Genomic DNA, 16,114 nt, shown 5'->3' with positions numbered 1-16,114 from the left:
CCACCCAAAACCCACCCAAAAACCACTCAAAACCCACCCAAAAACCACCCAAATGCCACCCCAAATGCCACCCCAAAACCCATCCCAAAACCATCCAAAAACCCCATAAATAAAAAGCCCCCGACCGCCGCTTTCAAGCGGGGCCGGGGGCTTCATTCCAAACCTTATTGCGCGCTAAGAACGATATGTGCAACAGTTAGCTTCGGCAGCTGCAGCGTGAACGTGTTTCCTGCAATCGAGGCTACGCCGGTCCGTTCCGTAATCGCCGGAGACTCGCTGTCGAACGCCCACACGCGGGCCGACTTGTACGCCGTACCCCCGTCGATCTCAAACTGCGCATTCATCTCGTGGTCGAAATTTTTGTTGATGACGATCAAATGCAGATTGTTGTCGCTGTCTTTGTACACGGAGCCGTAAACCGAGCTGTTCTCGGTGTCGGACGTCTCCGCCTTCACCTTCGTGTCGCCGAACTTGCCGCCTTGACCGTCGTAGTTCGTGTACATTTTGACCGCCGCGGACGGATACAAAGCCGCCGAGGAGCCGGTCATCCGCCAGTAGTTGGCCATATACACGTTGTACTTGCCGAAAATACCGAGCACATCCGCCGTCGCGATGCCCCCCGAGAAGTGGTCGTCTCCGCCGTAGTTATACTCGGTGAACGCCAGCTTCGTGCCCGGGTTGTACTGGTCGATCGACTGCTGCAAGCGCGGGATCAGCGGCAGGAATTCGCTGTACCAGTCGCCGATCCAGCCTTTCTCGCGGTAGCTTGCATCCCACAGTGAGCGAGGCGCCTGCAGCCGCGCCTTGTACGTGTCTACGGTATTCGGCGTATACGGGTCCGACACGCGCACGCTGCCGTCCGTCGCTTCCGGGTACCAGTGCAGATCCAGTACGTCAAGCAGGCGCTGCTTCGCTTTCTCGGACTCTATTCGCATTTTGTCCAAATAGTAGTCCAAGTACCAAGCATAGCTGCCCTTAATTTGCTCCCATTCCGCCTTGTTGTCCATCAAGAGATATTCGCTGAACCCGTAGGATACCGGTCCGAAAATTTCCGCCGCCGGGTCGACCTTCTTCACGGCCTTCGCCAGCTCGGCGCCTTTGTTCAGCACTTCGACGCCGCTTGTTTTGCCCGGATGCATATAAGGGTGCGTCACCGGCCATAGCGCCGTTTCGTTGTCCAGCTCGTAGCCCTTTACGCCGGTCGCCGTCTGCGCGCTGCCGTACTTCTGCGTGAGCATGTTGACGAACTCATCCATATATACGAAGCCGTCCGTTACGTCCGGCGTCAGGCTGAACGGCGCATTTTTCGCCGGCTTCACTTCCACCCAACGTGACGAAGGAGCCGTCTCGTACACGCCTGTTCCGTCTTTGTCCTTCGCTACATAGCCCGCCATCTGCAGCGTAAGCAGCGTGTATCCGCCTTTGCTTTGCACCTTGTCGTGGAACGCCGTGGCGCCCAGACCCGGAATATCGTATTTGGAGCGGTCCATGACGCCGCCGTAATACCAAGGAATATAAGCGTCGCTTTGATAGAAGTAGTCGGCGCCCGCGTTTGATGCGTTATTTTCCCAGTTGAACGTGGAGAGGCGGTTGCCGCCCATGCGGCGCGACGTCCAGTTCTCCGTGCCGGTCAGCTCGTCGTTCGTTCCATAAATATACGGCGAAATCGGTGCGCGCTCCGCGCTCGGATCGATGGTGAAGCGAACGTCGAACGGACCGTTCACCACCCGCGGCGTTTGGGCGCGAACCGGCATTGACCAAGGACCCAGCGTGGAGCCGTCCTTCGCCCGTACCCGGTACGTATGCGCGGAGCCCGCCGTCAGACCCCCATGCTCATACGATAAAGCCATACCCACATCCAGCACCGTACCGTCCACTTCCACCTCATACCCGGTAATCGTCTCCGCAAGCGGCTTCCACGACAGCTTCACGGCGCCTTCGGACGCTTCCGCCCGGACGCCCGCAGGGGCGGGCAGCTGCTGCTCGCCGGTCGTGCGCACCTTCATCGTGCCGGACCAGACACTGCTTGTCGTGCCCTTCCACGTCCGTACCTTGAAGGTGTGGTACGTGCCCGGGCGCAGCCATTCCGCCGTGTACGACGTGCCCAGTACCCGGATCGGCGTACCGTCGGCGACAATCTCGTATTCCGTCGCACCCTCTACCGGCGCCCAGCTAAGCGCAATCTGCGTATCGCTCGGCGTCGAGACGATGCCTGTCGGCGCAGCGGGCATATCGAGCAGCACAGGCTCCCGGCCCCACGCCAGCTTGCCGCCCAGGTAGCCGGGGGCCGTCGTGCTGTCCGTATAGTCGGATTTGCCGTTGAACGAATAATCGTTCGTTTGGTTGAAGCTGCCCCAGCCGTCCTTATGGAACCAGGTCGATACGATCACACTCGACCCTGGCTGCAGCATGCCGGCCCCTTGAGCGAAGCCGATCTCGAGATACGTATCGGCATCGGCGGCCGGGATCGGCATCGCTTCGAACTTGGCCGTAACCGACGATTTGGCGACTGTGCTCCAGAAATCGACGGACGACAAAGCCGCCTCCGAATCCGCCGTAAAATAATACCTTGCCTTCACATCCGCCAAGTTCACCGCTGTTTTGCCGGTGTTCACCAGACGGAACGCCGCCGTCGGCATCTGCGTCGACGCGGAAGTGCCGGTCTGCAGCTGCACTTTGATCGGCGACGCATTTGGCTGCTCGGCCGCCTTCACCGTGAAGCTGCCGGCATTCGCATTCACGCTGTACGTGCGTGTGCGGTCCATGTTGTAGGCGCCGATTTCCACCGTGTACGTGCCGAGCGGCGCATCCGCCGGAACGTTCCATTCCACGGCGAAATGCTTTGTCTCCCCAGTTCCGAACGATGCCGGGAACGAGCTGCCCGGCGCCGCCGGACTGCCGTCAGGTCGTTTCAGCGTCACTTCTACAAGCGCGTCGCCGTACGTAGCCGCCGTGACCGACGCGTCGACGGCAATCTTGCCGCCGGCCGCTGCGCTGTCCGGTGCCGCTGTGGCGCTGAGCGTGAAGGTCGGCGCCGGATCGGGGTTCTGACTGCCGCCGCCCGTGCCTCCTCCATTGCCGCCGCCGCTTGCCGTGACGTCGATGCTCGCCGCTCCCGCATGCCAGGTGTACATCGGGGAGCTCCAGCCTGCGCCGAACACGCCGAGGCTGACGATATATTTGCCCGGCGCCAGTGTCGCCGGCACGTTCCAGCTGAACGGTACCGACTTGGTCTCGTTCGCCGTCAGCGAAATATTGTCAATGAACATCTGATGCACTTTGCGCAGCTGTGCGTCGAAAATTTCCACATCGACCAGAACGTTTGCATTCACCGTGGACGTGACGTTCACGGTAATCGGCGCTGCAGCGCCGGCGGCCGCCGACGCGGCGGTTGAAGCTCCCGTCTGTACAGCCGCAGCGGCATAAGCCGATTTGGCCGGCATGATGACGGATGTGCCGCTTGACGCAAGCGCAACCGTCGCGATCAGCAAAGCGGCTCGCTTTGTTATGTGTTTCATTTTGGATCTCTTCATAAAGTTTCTAATCTCCCTTTCCATTCCATATTCCGTGTCCGGACCGACATGGACTTCATTGTACCGAAGGAAAGGGAGACGCTCTGTAGCGCGGGTTACATTTTCGATAAATAGGTCCTTGGTAGGGGGTAAACGGCGTCACACCTCGGACATGCCCGCCCGAACCGCCTGCTCCGACCCGAAGTCCGACCCGTCCCCCGACCTAGGGCTAGGTGCAAAAACCGCCGCGGGTCCGTTTTGGCCAGACTCGCTATCGCCTAGAATAAAGACATAAGCAAGCGACACGACAACGCGAAAGGCGGTGAGAACAAAATGAAATTGAATCGACATACCGGTTTTGCCCTGATCCTGATTTTGTTCGGAGGGCTGCTCCTCATCAAAATGCTCGGCTCGATGTTCGGCTACCATCACGGCCATCTGATTCACGGTCTGATGAGCTGGGTCATCCCGGTCTCGATGGTCGGCATCGGGTACTACGGCATAACGCGGGGCAGCAAGATCGCCTGGGTGATTACGATCATCGGCGCTATTATCCTGCTTAGCAAAATGTCCGGCCTGTTCATTCTGCTGGCGGCCGTCGGCCTGATCGCCTTCGGCGTATCGCTTCTGAAGCGCAGCAGCAGCCGAGTGTAGAGAGCAGATAGAGAATCATTAGAGAAAAGGTGGAATGCCCAGATGAGTATCATGAAACGGCTCCGTGACATTACGGTAGCGACACTGAACGAGCATCTCGAATCGGCCGAAGATCCGGTCCGCCTGATCGATCAGTATCTCGCCGCCCGGCGCGAGCAGCTGCAGCAGACGGAACGTCTGTACCAGCAATGCGTCGGCCACGCTTCGGCGATGCGCCAGCAGTATCTCAGCGCACTCGAGATGAAGGAAAAGCGCGAGCAGCAAGCGATCGTAGCGCTCAAGGCAGGCGAAGAGGAGATGGCCCGGCTCGTGCTTCACGAGAAGCTGCAGGCGGAAGAGAAAAGCGAGCAGTACAAGAAGCTGTATGAGGATGCGCAACAGTCGGTGCTGGAGCTCGGCGAGGAGATGAAGCAAATTCGCGCCGACTACCAGGAGGTTGTCGATAAGCGCGGCTACTACTTGGCCCGTATGGAAGCGGCACGGCTGCAGCAGCGGATGAACGAGCGCGCCGGAGCTTTCGGTACCGGCAGCTACGGAGCGGCCCGGTCGTTCAACCGGCTGGAGGACCGCGTCTCCGATATGGAGATGCAGGCGAAGACGCTCCGCGACGTACGCCGGATGAACGGCGGCTACGGCGGCTACGCGCAGGTCAACCCGGCGGTTGACGCCGAACTCGCCGCACTGCGGCAAAAACTCGAACGAGGGGACGGATAACGGATGAATAAGCTGTACCGCTCACGACGCGATAAGAAAGTGACGGGCTTGTGCGGCGGCCTGGCTGAGATGATGAATGTCGATGCAACGCTGCTGCGGCTGCTCGTGGTGATCACGGCGTTTTTCACCGGAGGAACGGTCCTCTTCATCTATGTGATCGCAGCAATGGTCATCCCGAAGGAGCCGGGCTTCGACCCGCCGGCCGGCGGCTGGGGCCAGGGCGGCTGGGGCGGTCATGGGGGCCATGGCGGTCAAGGCGGCTGGGGTGGCCAAGGCTGGGGCGGCAATGGCGGCCACGGAGCCAGCTGGCAAAACGGTCACAACCACCACAACAACCACAACAACGGACAGCATTACAACGCCAACGGCTACAACACCGGCTATGCGGCTGGCCCGCAAGCCGATGAGAAGAAAACCAATATCGATGAAGTGATGAAGGAAATCGAGCGCAAAGCCATGCAGCGTGAACTTGAAGAACTGAAGGCGAAAGTCGCCGCATACGAGAACACCAACAAAACGACTAAGGGAGATGTGTAACAATGGGAGTATTTTCGAGAATTAAGGACATGACGAAGGCATCGATCAACGAGGTTCTGGACAAAGTGGAAGATCCGATCGTGATGCTCAACCAGTACATCCGCGACATGGAAGAGGAAATCGCCAAGGCCGAAGTCACGGTCGCCCGCCAAATGGCGACTGAGCGCCAGCTGAAGCAGCGCCTGGACGAAGCGGTCCGCCTCGTCGCCGACCGTGAAGCGAAAGCCGCCGCCGCTTTGAAGAATGGCCAGGAAGCCGCTGCGCGTCAAGCGCTTGAAGAGAAGCTGTACTACGATGAGAAAATTGTCGAGTACACCGACCTGCACGCATCCGCCAACCAGCAAGCGCAAGAGCTGCTGCACCAGCTGCATCAGATGAAGGATGAGTTCTACAAGCTCCGCAACAAGCGCAGTGAGCTGGTGAACCGCGCCCAGCTGGCAAAGGCGAAGAAGCAAATGGCGCAAGTGTCGTCGAACAACGTCATCGAGAGCGGCAACGCCTCCCGCGGATTCCACCGCATGGAAGAGAAAATCGTGCAGATGGAAGTGGAAGCGGAAATCGCCCGCAAGCCTTACGTACCGGCAGGCGGCTTCGCCGGCGGCGTGAGCTCCTACGATGCGGCTAACGCTGCGAAGCAGGCGAAGATCGACGAGCAGCTCGAGCAGCTGAAGAGCAAGCTGGGCGGCGTTAACAGCGTCAGCCTCAACGTCGGCAACGACTCGGCTTCGGCTGAGTAAATAGGGTAAGCGAAGGAAGCCTTGACTCCGAGCAATCGGGTCGAGGCTTTTTGCTGCTTACGTATTGGAAAGTTTGCTTGCTATTCGGCTGTTTATGGCGGCACTTATCACGCTTCAGGGAGCTGCTCTGTCTGAGCGGCGGGACCAAACAGCTCTGTTAGATCCAAGCGAAAGCCGCTGAACAAACTGCAAGGTACCGAATCACCGAGAAAATACTGCCCGGAACGCTCCAAAACTGTCCCTCGCAAGATGAACGTCTCCACGAATTCATGATAGGGGTCAATAATCCAATATTCCTTTACACCTGCCTGAGCATATGCTTGAAATTTTCGTACCCGATCATTCTTGAAAGTAGAAGGCGATGTTACCTCTGCGATGAAATCCGGACAGCCAATAATCCGTTTGTCGCCTATGATATGGGGGTTGCAAACGATAATCAGGTCAGGCTGAACCCAATCCTTAATGTTCTGCTCTGGAGTATTAGACTCAGCGAACAGGCATACGTCTATCGGAGCTATAAAGGGCTTGCTCGTCGCCCCTTTTAAATGCGCTCGGAAAGCGGCATAGACACCTCCGACAACATCTTGATGCCTCGGAGACGGGGCTGGAGCCATGCTGATGATCTCACCGTTCAGAGCTTCACAATACCGTTCATCAGTCCATGTTAAATATTCAGCATAAGTGATTGTTTTATTGCTATGTGGCAATACCAATTCAACCGCCTCCCCGCAGACAAGCCGTTAGGTTTAGTATACAAGCGGTGCGCCCTGGATATCAATTTTCAGCGCAATCTGGGAGACCTTTACAATATCTTATCACTTCATTAATGTTCCGATAAAAATTATGGATTATTATTTTGTAGGTAAAACTGCCTAAGTTCTGTCAAAAATTGATCGGGTTTATCGGAAGAAATTGAATGGTGGAGGGGAACATGTTGTTTCACTGGGTGAAAAAGGGCAAGAAGTGGACAAGCCTTGCGCTTGCCTGGGCGATACTGGTCGGCGGATTGCTGCCGTCGCTGGTTGCGCCGCAGAAGGTGCAGGCAGCCGCAGCGGATCACGTCGTAATTAGCCAAGTATTCGGAGGAAACGGTACGGGTTACGCCTATGATTTCGTAGAATTGTACAATCCGACCAATGAAGAAGTAGACTTATCGGGCTGGTCGGTGCAGTATGGGGCCACCGGCAATACCTCTAGTTTCGCTAATATTACGTCGATTCCTAGCGGCAAGAAGATAGCGCCACACGGGTATTTTCTGGTGTCGGGAGCCGGATCTACGGCCAGCTCTACACCTGCCCCGGACGTAGTCGGTTCCATTAACTTGAGCGGTTCGAACGGTCAAGTGGCGCTCATGTCCACAGTTACGGCTTTTAATCCGGGCTCGGGCGTTACCGATTACGCTTCTTTCAAAATGACTGCAGGTTTAGTTGATTTCGTAGGCTATGGAACTGCAGTGAGATCCGAGAATGACCAGAAAGCTCCGGCTCTTACCTCTTCTACTAGTCTTTACCGTAAAAACGATTCCGGAACTTCTGATTTCTCCACACCAAATGGAAACGGTTGGGACACTGACGATAACAGCCAAGACTTTGTTACAGGCACGCCTGCTCCAAGAAACAGCGGCGGCGGAAACCAGGGTCTTAAATCCTCTATCCCTGTCGGCGTTAACGCTCTGTTCGACAATCGCAACGCAGCGGCAGCGACCGTTCAAGGTACAGTATACAGCGGTGCGTGGGTAAGATTGTATCTGTCGGATCCGTCTCAAGGAAGCGGTTCCGTTACGACGGATGCGTACGCAGACTCCACCGGCAGCTTTGAGCTGACTTTTAACAATTCTAGCAGTAATGCTGCTTCCGTATACGTAACTTCCACGGAGCAAGGGAAAGCGGAAAGCGATGCTTTGCGTATCGATGCAGCAACAAAACCGTCCGCCCCTGCTTCCATCACAATTGCATACAACGTTGACAATACCGGCAACGGCGTAGTATCCGGCCAAGCCGGCTCAGTTGCAAACAACACGGTTAGCACTTATGTGTATGTGTACAATGGTGACCCGACAAGCGGCGGTACGCTGCTTACAAATAACACGGACGGCAAGAAAGTCGTCATGGCCAACACGGACGGCTCCTTCACGTTCAAATTCGACAATGGGGCGTCTATCGATAAGGTGTACGTAACACAAGTTACGGCCACAAATAACGGACGCAGCTTTGAAAGTAACGCATCTGTGATCGACAAGTCGGATGTAGTCGTACCTACGACTTCAAAGATCAATACGATTCGCGCGAATACTACTGACGGATGCCCGGTGAATAAAGCTGTTTCTTCCGGTTCTTCCGATCCATGTCCAACACCTTCAAGCGCTTCCTATACAATTGAAGGAACGGTAAACATAAGCAACAAAATCATCGGCAACAAAGGCAGCTACTTTATGCTTCAGGACGACACCGGCGGTATGACAGTGTGGGGTAATTTTGAAGCAGGCGCACTCATAACTGGTGACAAGGTTCGCGTTTCCGGCAAGCTTGGACAATATAACGGCTTGACCCAAATGGATCCGACAAACGTCGAAAAGATCGGATCGGCAACAACGCCGCCGGCCCCGGTTACGAAAACGATCGAAGATCTCAACACTTATGCAACTGCCGAGCCTCTTGAAGGTACGTTAGTTACGGTTGAAGGTAAAATTACAACGATTCCGGCAACCGCAGCAGGCGGTGGCTACAACATTAGCTTCGTTGACGCAAACAACAAGAGCATTACCGTTCGTCTCATGACAGCCACAGGCGTGGATGTCACTACGCTCGAGACAGAAACTCATTACAAAATTACCGGTGTTGTAGGGCAGTTTGACAGCAGCAAACCGTTTACTACGGGCTATCAGATTTTCCCGCGTACCGCAGCGGATTTTGAGAAAATCGCAACAGCTCCACAGGACTCTGTACCACTGATTTACAACGTCCATCCGGCGAAGATGTCGGCTACTATCAATACAAGGCCGACCATCTCGGGTAAAGTTGAGAAAACTGCGGCAGATCTGAACGTTAGCACTTTCAAAGTGCAGTTGGACAAGCAAGACATCGCTGTAACATTGGATAACGGGCAATTCAGCTACACGCCTGCTACAGATTTGGCGTACGGCGAGCATCAGCTCCTTATTGAAATTGCCGATGTGAACGGCGCGAAGAACTCTTTAATTTCCTACTTCTATGTTCAAAAAGACGCAGGTACAACGAACTACAACTATTACTTTGGTATACCGCATGCTCATACGGCGTACTCCGACGGTAAAGGTACTCCGGCTGACGCGTTCCAGCACGCATATAACAACAATCTCGACTTCTTGATCGTTACAGACCATTCCAACTGGCTCGATGGCGACACGTATGTATCGGACCGCAAAGAATTCGAAGAAAAAGCAGGTTCCGAGTGGGCGAACACGAAGCAGATGGTTCAAGATTTCAATGGTCAGCATGCAGGCGAGTTCCTGGCTATGCGCGGCTTTGAAATGACGTCCAGCTCCTGGGGACACGCGAACGTTTATAACGCAGACAAGTATGTGGAAGCGAAACAGACGGTTACGGACTTGGGCGAATTCTACGAATGGTTGACGAACCAGGAAAATGTCGTGGCTTCCTTCAACCATCCGAACTGGCCGGACAACTCTTTCAAGGACTTGTCTTACGTACCGGAAGTCGACCACATCATGTCGATGATAGAAGTCGGTAACGGTGCGCCGCCGTACAGCTACGCCCGCGCCGAAAGCCATTTCTTCAAGGCGATGGATAACGGCTGGCACGTCGGAGCGAACAACGCTCAAGACAACCACTCCACGAACTGGGGCGATCCTGACAACCTAACCGCCGTTATTGCCGAGGACTTGACATACGATTCGTTCATGGAAGCTCTCAAAAATCGCCGTATGTATTCCACGGAAGCGCGCGATACGCAACTGAGAGTAAAAGCGAACGGCTATTGGATGGGCAGCACGCTTGACGTTCAGGAAGGCACAAAGCTGGCCTTCGACGTATGGGTGAAAGACGAGTCTAACCCGATCGACAAGATCGAGCTGATTACGAACGGCGGCAAGGTCATTGCAACGAAAGCTTCGGAAGGAAAGACCGAAGATACGTGGACACCGGAAGTCACGACGGCAGCAGGTGCTAACTGGTATGTCGTCAAGGTTTATCACACCGACGGCAAGTGGACGACGGCAAGTGCCATCTACACTGCAGGCGGCGAAATGGACGTGAAGCTGACGGGTGTAGCGGCTAATCCATCTCCGGCACTTCCTGGTACACCTACGGAGCTGACTGCTTCGATCACGAATATGGGTGTACGCGGTGTTGAGAATCTGGAAGTGAAGTTCTATCATACTTCCGTTGCGCCGGAAAATCTGGTTGGCACGGGAACACTCGCTTATGTGGCTCCGAACAAAACCGGGACCGCTAAGGCAACCTGGACGCCGCAGCAGTCCGGACAAGACACGATTATTGCGGTATTGACCGATAAGCCTGGCATTACGACTGTCACTGAGATGTCTACACCGATCAAGATCGTTCAATCGAACGGCAAGAAGGTATTGGTAGATTCGTATCATGACAACAAAGAAGTGCCTGGCGTTATGAAGGACTTCTTTGAACTGCTGAGACGTTACGGCTATTCCGCAGTGGAAAATAAGCAAGAGCTGACGGATTCGCTGCTAGCGGGCTACGACGTGATGGTGTTGAATACGCCGACTTCTACAAGCAAGAATTTGTCCGATAGTGAAATGGAGGCCGTTGCAAAGTGGGTTAAGGCAGGCGGCTCGCTGATGATGGCTACAACCTCCAACTTCGGCTTTGCTGACAACGATATGCTGAATCCGCTGCTGGAGAAGATGCAGTCCGGTATCCGTATCAACAACGATAACGTATATGAGCCGAACACATCGACGAACTATAGCGGCGGCATGAAGTGGTCGGTATACGCTCGTACGTTCCCAAGCAGCATCACCGGCTTGAACAGCAACATGGAAGCCATCCGTTTCTTCAGCGGAAGCTCCCTGGTCAATGCCAACAAGCAGGCGCTTGTGAACAACCCGGCTACAGAGCTTGAGATTTTGCTGGCAGGTAACAAAGAATCGTATAACTTTAACGTAAAAGAAGGCTATTACACGTATAATCCGGCAATCGGTACGGAGGAAGATCCTAACCAAACCTCCGGTCCAGACGGAGAGAAAATTCCGTTGATCGCGAAGGAAAAGATCGGCAATGGTAAACTTATCGTATCGGGTCGTCACTTCTACTCCGACTACGAAATTCCGAACGATGTAAGCAACACCGCATTTACGCTGCAGCTTATGGACTGGATGGCTGGTTTTGATCGAGTGAAGTCGATTAAGGAAGTCAGAGAGACGGCTCAGGAAGGCGACATCGTCACGGTAAAAGGTGTAGTAACCGCTCCGACGAACAAGTTCTTCGACACTGTGTATATTCAGGACGAAACAAGCGGCCTATCTTTGTATGGTACGCAAGGCAAGGATCTGCCTGTAGGAACTGTAGTAATCGCGACAGGCGGCGTGCATTATTTTGAAGGCGAGCTGGAGCTTGCTTACGAAGTGGCTGACATGGAAGTCCTGTACCTTGGCCCTGGAACACCTTATACAGCTCAATCCGTAACGGCCGCAGAAGTTGCTTCGGGTGCTCACCTCGGCAAATTGCTGAAGGTTCAAGGTCAAATCAAGGAAATTAACGATGCGGGAAGCTATATCGTCGTTAATGACGGTTCTAACGACGCACGAGTATTTACGGATGGATATCTGCCGCTGGATTTGGGTCGCTTTAAAGTAGGCGATTGGATTTCGGCACAGGGCATTGCCTCGACGGATATGCTAGGCAACCGGATTCGGGTTCGTTTTGCAGAAGATCTTGCGATGGCAGAGCCGGACACTGTTAAGCCGGTATGGACGAATGGTTCGCTTAAAGTGACTAGCGAGACCGCAACATCGGTAAAAGTAAGCTGGAGCGGAGCATCGGATAACGTCGGTGTTACTCAGTACAAAGTATACAATGGTGATGTATCCACAACCGTAACCGGAACAACCTATGAGTTTACGGGCTTGACTCCGAATACGACGTATCAGTTCAAGGTTGAAGCGAGAGACGCCGCAGGCAACTGGACGGATAATGGACCGGTTCTCAGTGTAACGACGAAATCCGCTTCCGATACGGAAAAGCCGAGCTGGATCTCCGGTGTGTTGAATGCCATTAAGAAAAGCTGGAATTCATTTAGCCTGAGCTGGACTGGCGCAACGGATAACGAAGCGGTAACGGAATACAAGATTTATCAGAACGACAAGGTAATCGCAACGATCACAGACAGCACCTATGAAGTGTCGGATCTTGAAGCGAACAAAACTTATCAGTTCAAGGTTGAAGCGGGAGACGCGGCAGGCAACTGGACGGACAACGGTCCAAGCCAAAGCGTAACAACGGATCATGCTCCGGACACCGCGAAGCCAACTTGGGCGAGCGACGCTGCGATTACTGTGGACAGCAAGTCGACTTCGTCGATCAAGCTGAAATGGAGCGGAGCATCGGATAACGTTGGTGTAACGCAGTACAAGGTTTCTATTGGCGATGTGGTTAAGACTGTAACTCAGGCAACATACGAATTTACGGGGTTAAACTCGAATACTTCGTACAAATTCAAGGTTGAAGCGGGTGACGCCGCAGGCAACTGGACGGAAAATGGACCAAGTCTGACGGTGACAACGAACAGTACAAGTTCCGGTTCGGATACAGGTACGACCACAACTACCGATACGAATCAGGGACAGCAACAGACTACGCCACCGGCAACACAGCCGAAGCCGGAACAAAAGAATGAAGTTCAAGTACCTCAAGAAGAAAAAGTGGAAACTGCGCCAGACGGATCCAAGACGGTAGTCATGACCGTCAAAGCAGAGGATTTGGCCAAAGCGCTCGAATCCGTGAAAGGTTCGAATAAGCCGACGATTACTGTGAAGACGAACTCTTCCGAATCGCAGGTGAAGGCGGAGCTGCCGGCCGGCTCGTTGGTAACGGCCGCGCAAACTGCACCTAACGCTGTCATCTCGATTCAATCCGGCGACACAAGCTACAACCTGCCGCTGAGTGTGCTTGACATTGCGTCGCTGTCGCAGCAACTGGGCGCTGACGCCAAAGATGTGAAGCTGATTGTGTCCATTGAGAAAGTAAGAGGAAATGCGGCGAAGCAAATTGAAGATACGGCGAGCGGCTCTGGTGTCACCATTGTCGGAACGCCGATTGAATTCAATGTGAGCGTTGAAGCAAACGGAAAAACTGCCGAAATCAACAACTTCGGCGGCACGTATGTAACACGTACGATCACGATCAGCGACAAGGTCAATGCGGAGCAGACAACCGTGCTTCTCGTCGATCCGGTTACCGGCGCCATGTCGTTCGTACCGGCTACCTTCTTGACGGTTAACGGACAAACAGTCGTAACGATCATGCGTAACGGTAACAGTATTTATACGGTTGCCCAAACGAGCAAAACTTTCGCCGATGCCGGCAACCACTGGGCTAAAGCGGATATCGAGCTCATGGCGTCCAAGCTGATCGTGAAAGGCATCAGCGACAATGCGTTCGGACCGGATCAAAACATTACTCGCGCTGAGTTTGCCGCACTGGTGACTCGCGCTCTCGGATTGACGGAAGATAAGGATGCTGCGAAGTTCAAGGATGTATCGGCTCAAGATTGGTTTGCCGGTGCAGTCGGTGCAGCAGTTAAGGCCAAGCTGGTAGAGGGCTTCGAGGACGGCGGCTTTAAGCCGAATGCTCTCATCACTCGCGAGCAAATGGCCGTTATGATCTCCAGAGCGCTTCAATTCACAGGCAAGGCTACGGATGTGAACAGCAAGCAAGTCCAGCTGCTCTCCGGCTTCAAAGACAAAGCCAAGATCAGCACATGGGCACAAGCTGCTGTAGCGCAAGCGGTAGACTCCAAAATCATTGAAGGTATGGACGGCGGTCAATTCGTCCCTGCCGACAACGCAACGCGTGCACAAGCTGCTGTCATGCTGAAGAGATTGCTGAAGTTTGCTCAATTTATCGACTAACGCTATAGCAAGATCAAAGAGTGCAGGGAATGTTCTCGCAACCGGGAACATTCCCTCCTCATATTTTTACTGACTCAAGGGAGAGCGAACTAATGAATAGATGGGCATCCAGGATATCGGCATTACTGTCCGTCCTGGTTATCATGCAATTATTCGGAATCGCAAACACGGCCTCGGCTCATGCGCTTAGCGCCAGCTTTACTACCCTTTCCGTAGAGCCGAATGGAATCGACATGAAATTTGCCATCGATGATTTGTCGGTTATTGAGTCCACGAAGGTCGATACGAACCAGAACGGACAGCTGGAGAAGACGGAAATGGACGCGGCCAAGATGGAAATCGCGGAATGGATCGGGCGGAATGTCGTCCTTAAGGTCAACGGAATCGCGAAGCGCGGCGAAGTGAAGGACATGCAGCTGGAGGAGAAGCAGGATCGGCTGATGGTTGCGACAACGTTTCATTTTGCGGGGGCGGCAGCCGGACAGAAAGTGACTCTGGATGACGCTTTGTACGCGAATGATACGAAAACGTCCTATGCCAACCTGTTCGTCTTTAAGCAAGGCGAATCGGTTAGCGAGGCGGTACTGAAGGGCTCGAACCGGCACTGGGAAGGCGCTATTGGCGGCGCACAAACGACCCCGTCGAATTCTGATGCTGCAGCGGCAGAGCCGGGGTCCGGTACGCGCTGGTGGGATTTTTTCGTACTGGGCATGGAACACATTATTACCGGATACGATCATTTGCTGTTCTTGCTGGCGCTTCTATTGCGCAAGCAAACATTTAAGCAGTATGCTGCGATCATCACCGCGTTTACTCTCGCTCACAGCTTGACGCTGACATTAGCGGTACTGGGCGTTGTCTCCCTGCCGTCTAAGGTCGTGGAGATCATTATTGCCGTCAGCATTTGTTATGTGGCGATAGAGAATATGGTGCGTGAGAGCTTAAGCTATCGCGCTTTGCTCACATTCGCGTTCGGACTCATTCACGGTCTTGGCTTCGCGGGGATACTGATGGAAATGGAAATTCCGAAATCGCATCTGGCTGTGTCGCTGATCAGCTTTAACGTCGGTATCGAAGCGGTGCAGATTACACTGGCGGCTCTGCTGCTTCCGTTGCTCGGCCTCTGGTACAAGAGCGCCAATCATAAGCTGGGCCTCCGAATCGGCTCCTCGCTAATCGTGCTGATCGGCGCCTTATGGGTCGTAGAGAGAATCGTATCTTAGCAATGAAAAACGCTGGAGACTTATCGGGCTTGATAAGTTTCCAGCGTTTCTGCTTTTAGGCGGAACATACTGATAAGTCCGGTCCGTTCATCGATTTGCTCGCCAACCTCGAGTGTTCCGAAGGCCCATACCATTTCTTTCGTAAATTGAAATTTGTCGCCCTTAGGGATGTATACGGCAATGGCTTCCAGGTACTGAGGGTTATCCGCCGAACAGAACGGGCATAGCGATCCGGCTTGCGGCACCAGATAGATGAAGCGATCGTCGATCGGAGTAAGCTCGGTCATGTAGCCCTTGATGCCGACCTTCTTCCCGTTCAGCTGCTTCATCCACTCCGTCACTTGTCCCGTACCGTTGTCGGACGGAGTGAAAAACTGCTTAAAGCTGATTTCCGTCAAACCCGCCGGACCGCTTCGTGCGGTTTGTTGGGGAGCGGTACTTGCGGACTTGGAAGAGGAGCCGGCGGAAGAGGCAGCTGCCGCGGCGGACGCCGCCGGCGCTGCGGATCCGGCAGCCGACGCAGAAGATGCGGGATCCGGCTTCTGGCCGCACCCGCCGATAAGAAGCATGGCTCCTGCAGTAAATAGTACAATGGCTTTTTTCATAGATTGGATCTTCCTCCGCTATGATAAA

The 16,114-nt window shown here is 54.2% G+C and carries 9 protein-coding genes; 6 read left to right on the top strand and 3 right to left on the bottom strand.

Annotated elements, in window-relative coordinates; translation table 11 throughout:
* Positions 1–164: 164 nt before the first annotated feature.
* Positions 165–3,518, bottom strand: coding sequence for a glycoside hydrolase family 44 protein (locus ACFFK0_RS13405; RefSeq protein ID WP_377470752.1), 3,354 nt, complete (start codon positions 3,516–3,518; stop codon positions 165–167).
* Positions 3,519–3,845: 327 nt separating this feature from the next.
* On the opposite strand from ACFFK0_RS13405, the gene ACFFK0_RS13400 reads away from it, so the two are divergent.
* From ACFFK0_RS13400 to ACFFK0_RS13385, 4 genes are read left to right on the top strand one after another with little or no spacing between them, the layout of a single operon-like run.
* Positions 3,846–4,166 (top strand): hypothetical protein, encoded by a 321-nt coding sequence (locus ACFFK0_RS13400; RefSeq protein ID WP_377470751.1) that lies wholly within the window; start codon positions 3,846–3,848, stop codon positions 4,164–4,166.
* 42 nt (positions 4,167–4,208) lie between these two features.
* Positions 4,209–4,880 carry a PspA/IM30 family protein gene (locus tag ACFFK0_RS13395; RefSeq protein ID WP_377470750.1) on the top strand — a complete coding sequence of 224 codons (672 nt, stop codon included), beginning with the start codon at positions 4,209–4,211 and terminating at the stop codon, positions 4,878–4,880.
* A gap of 3 nt (positions 4,881–4,883) precedes the next feature.
* Positions 4,884–5,417 (top strand): PspC domain-containing protein, encoded by a 534-nt coding sequence (locus ACFFK0_RS13390; RefSeq protein WP_377470749.1) that lies wholly within the window; start codon positions 4,884–4,886, stop codon positions 5,415–5,417.
* 2 nt (positions 5,418–5,419) lie between these two features.
* Positions 5,420–6,154 carry a PspA/IM30 family protein gene (locus ACFFK0_RS13385; protein WP_377470748.1) on the top strand — a complete coding sequence of 245 codons (735 nt, stop codon included), beginning with the start codon at positions 5,420–5,422 and terminating at the stop codon, positions 6,152–6,154.
* A 107-nt stretch (positions 6,155–6,261) separates the two neighbouring features.
* Here the strand turns inward: ACFFK0_RS13385 and ACFFK0_RS13380 are convergent, their stop codons facing one another.
* Positions 6,262–6,867 carry a Uma2 family endonuclease gene (locus ACFFK0_RS13380; protein WP_377470747.1) on the bottom strand — a complete coding sequence of 202 codons (606 nt, stop codon included), beginning with the start codon at positions 6,865–6,867 and terminating at the stop codon, positions 6,262–6,264.
* Between the two features lie 218 nt (positions 6,868–7,085).
* On the opposite strand from ACFFK0_RS13380, the gene ACFFK0_RS13375 reads away from it, so the two are divergent.
* Both ACFFK0_RS13375 and ACFFK0_RS13370 read left to right on the top strand, forming a co-directional pair.
* Positions 7,086–14,258: an S-layer homology domain-containing protein gene (locus ACFFK0_RS13375; RefSeq protein WP_377470746.1), complete on the top strand. Its 7,173-nt coding sequence runs from the start codon at positions 7,086–7,088 to the stop codon at positions 14,256–14,258.
* A gap of 92 nt (positions 14,259–14,350) precedes the next feature.
* Complete coding sequence (locus ACFFK0_RS13370; RefSeq protein ID WP_377470745.1) at positions 14,351–15,481, top strand: HupE/UreJ family protein; 1,131 nt, start codon at positions 14,351–14,353, stop codon at positions 15,479–15,481.
* Positions 15,482–15,501: 20 nt separating this feature from the next.
* Here ACFFK0_RS13370 and ACFFK0_RS13365 read toward each other — a convergent pair whose 3' ends face one another.
* Positions 15,502–16,086: a hypothetical protein gene (locus tag ACFFK0_RS13365; RefSeq protein ID WP_377470744.1), complete on the bottom strand. Its 585-nt coding sequence runs from the start codon at positions 16,084–16,086 to the stop codon at positions 15,502–15,504.
* Between the last annotated feature and the right edge of the window lie 28 nt (positions 16,087–16,114).

The sequence above is a fragment of the Paenibacillus chartarius genome (assembly GCF_042432825.1).
In the GTDB taxonomy this organism is placed as follows: Bacteria; Bacillota; Bacilli; order Paenibacillales; family NBRC-103111; genus Gordoniibacillus; species Gordoniibacillus chartarius.
The sequence above is the reverse complement of the archived record's forward strand: the minus strand, read 5'-3'. Positions and strand labels throughout refer to the sequence as shown.

Bases quoted from the DNA above. Each gene is read 5' to 3' on its own strand.
- ACFFK0_RS13405 (WP_377470752.1), bottom strand. From the start codon at position 3,518: ATGAAACACATAACAAAGCGAGCCGCTTTGCTGATCGCGACGGTTGCG.
- ACFFK0_RS13400 (WP_377470751.1), top strand. From the start codon at position 3,846: ATGAAATTGAATCGACATACCGGTTTTGCCCTGATCCTGATTTTGTTC.
- ACFFK0_RS13395 (WP_377470750.1), top strand. From the start codon at position 4,209: ATGAGTATCATGAAACGGCTCCGTGACATTACGGTAGCGACACTGAAC.
- ACFFK0_RS13390 (WP_377470749.1), top strand. From the start codon at position 4,884: ATGAATAAGCTGTACCGCTCACGACGCGATAAGAAAGTGACGGGCTTG.
- ACFFK0_RS13385 (WP_377470748.1), top strand. From the start codon at position 5,420: ATGGGAGTATTTTCGAGAATTAAGGACATGACGAAGGCATCGATCAAC.
- ACFFK0_RS13375 (WP_377470746.1), top strand. From the start codon at position 7,086: ATGTTGTTTCACTGGGTGAAAAAGGGCAAGAAGTGGACAAGCCTTGCG.
- ACFFK0_RS13370 (WP_377470745.1), top strand. From the start codon at position 14,351: ATGAATAGATGGGCATCCAGGATATCGGCATTACTGTCCGTCCTGGTT.
- ACFFK0_RS13365 (WP_377470744.1), bottom strand. From the start codon at position 16,086: ATGAAAAAAGCCATTGTACTATTTACTGCAGGAGCCATGCTTCTTATC.